The following is a 2,500-nucleotide window of genomic DNA, read 5'->3' as shown; positions in this document are numbered from 1 at the left end:
CTCCAGGAGCTCTCACGAGTCTCCCTTCACAGGCTTACGGAACGCTCCGCTACCACTTACTCAATAAAGAGTAAATCCACAGCTTCGGTGTATGGCTTTAGCCCCGTTACATTTTCGGCGCAGGGACCCTTATTTAGACCAGTGAGCTGTTACGCTTTCTTTAAATGGTGGCTGCTTCTAAGCCAACATCCTGGTTGTTTTGGGATCCTCACATCCTTTCCCACTTAGCCATAACTTGGGGACCTTAGATGGTGGTCAGGGTTGTTTCCCTCTCCACGACGGACGTTAGCACCCGCCGTGTGTCTGCTAGTTAGTTCTTCCAGGTATTCGGAGTTTGGTTAGGTTTGGTAATCCGGTGAGGACCCCTAGCCCATCCAGTGCTCTACCCCCTGGAGAATTCGACTAACGCTCTACCTAAATAGATTTCGCGGAGAACCAGCTATTTCCGAGTTTGATTGGCCTTTCACCCCTAGCCACAAGTCATCCCAATCTATTGCAACAGATACGGGTTCGGCCCTTCAGTAAGTGTTACCTTACCTTCAGCCTGCTCATGGCTAGATCACTCGGTTTCGGGTCTAATCCAACGAACTGAACGCCCTATTCAGACTCGCTTTCGCTACGCCTACACCTACCGGCTTAAGCTTGCTCGTTAGACTAAGTCGCTGACCCATTATACAAAAGGTACGCCGTCACCCAGAACGTATCTTGGGCTCCGACTGTTTGTAAGCATTCGGTTTCAGGTACTATTTCACTCCCCTTGTCGGGGTACTTTTCACCTTTCCCTCACGGTACTGGTGCGCTATCGGTCATGCACGAGTACTTAGGCTTGGATCGTGGTCGACCCATGTTCAGACAGGATTTCACGTGTCCCGCCCTACTCTAGGACTTAAATCAGATTTACGTATACGGGACTATCACCCACTTTGGTACGACTTTCCAGTCGTTTCTACTTTTCTTAATTCAAGCCACTGGCCTGGTCCGCGTTCGCTCGCCACTACTAACGGAGTCTCGTTTGATGTCCTTTCCTACAGGTACTTAGATGTTTCAGTTCCCTGCGTTTGCTTCTTACACCCTATTTTATTCAGGTGTAGATACCTTTATTAGATGACTAGAAAACTAAACTGTCCTTTTACAAAAACAGCTTAATTTTTCTAGCCATCAAAGGTGGGTTACCCCATTCGGAAATCTACGGATCAAAGGGTATTCGCACCTCCCCGTAGCTTATCGCAGCGTATCACGTCCTTCATCGCCTGTGCATGCCAAGGCATCCACCAAATGCCCTTAAGACACTTGATCGTTCTCATTGCCAATATTCATTCACGGTTTGTCTGCTTCTCTTTATCTTGTGCAAAATAAAGCGCAAAACAAACCAAATATCAGCAGAAAAGACCAGCTTCTCGAGATATATTCAATGGCGCGGTTAAGCTTCCAATCATAAGCAAGGGCTTTGAGCATTCCCTTGCGACACATGTCTCTTTTTCTAAATTAAGATTTCCTCTTCGGAAGAAAGGTTTTTCTTTCAAGATCTTTTTTAAAATCTGTTTTCCAAAACCTTTTTTTCTACAACAAGCATTTTCCCAAGAAAGTATTTTTCTTAACAAAAAACTTGTATCTCAGAAGGAACCTTAAAAAAGGAACATGTCTGAATATATCTTCTCTTCACAATTTCAATAGAACAAGCAAAAGATCACTGGACCTTTTACTAAACCGTGTTCTTACAACATGATGATGACCTAAATGGTGGAGCCGGACGGGATCGAACCGACGACCCCCTGCTTGCAAAGCAGGTGCTCTCCCAGCTGAGCTACGGCCCCTAAATAATGCTCTTTCAAATCAACCTTAAAAAGATTTATCAACTTGCATTCCCTGTACTATTTTGATTTGCATCATTTAAATTTATCTGTACCACTGAAGGGGCTTTAAAAGCCTCTTTGAAAGCTTAATAAGATAAATTTAACAAATAATCTTTGGATGATAAAATTAAATCTTTAAAAATAAACAAAGATTGAAGCGTTTTTAATACGCTGAAGCTTCATACTCTTGGATAAGCAAAAAACGAGCATAAATTGGTGGGCCTGGGAGGACTTGAACCTCCGACCTCACGCTTATCAAGCGCGCGCTCTAACCAACTGAGCTACAAGCCCTCCGGGATAAACCGGAAAACCTTCCCCGGTATCATCTTAAATCACTGGAAAAGCTTTTTTAAGTGGCTTTCTTTTTTAGTCATTTCCTTTTAAAGCCTTTTTTTAAAACCCATAAGTTTTAATAAATCCATAGTTTTTAAAATCCATGGCACTTTGAAACGCATGTTTTTCTTTGAAACCGCGAAATGATTATGATGTGAGGCTTTATTTTAAGAGATCGCCAGAAGGCTTGGGATCATCATCTGAAGAAAGAGAAACGAAGACGGCACGTCTGCTTTTATATTGTCAACACATGAGCACTAAGCCCTCAAATACTTCTCTCAACAGAGGTAGGGGCCTCAAAGAGACGGGGGGGG

Annotated in this window: 2 tRNA genes and 1 rRNA gene (1 of these 3 cut by a window edge); all 3 read right to left on the bottom strand. The window is 43.6% G+C overall.

The features are described from left to right. A 23S ribosomal RNA gene (locus tag ACFIK1_RS05885) occupies positions 1-1,296 on the bottom strand; it reaches 1,519 nt to the left of the window's first position. Positions 1,297-1,738: 442 nt separating this feature from the next. Continuing rightward, positions 1,739-1,814, bottom strand: a tRNA-Ala gene (locus ACFIK1_RS05880). A gap of 253 nt (positions 1,815-2,067) precedes the next feature. After that, positions 2,068-2,144 (bottom strand) — tRNA-Ile (locus tag ACFIK1_RS05875). Positions 2,145-2,500: the final 356 nt, after the last annotated feature.

The organism is Bartonella sp. OC16QHHD (genome assembly GCF_042194035.1).
Lineage (GTDB): Bacteria > Pseudomonadota > Alphaproteobacteria > Rhizobiales > Rhizobiaceae > Bartonella.
Note: the sequence above shows the minus strand (reverse complement) of the source record. Positions and strands in the feature narration are given on the sequence as shown.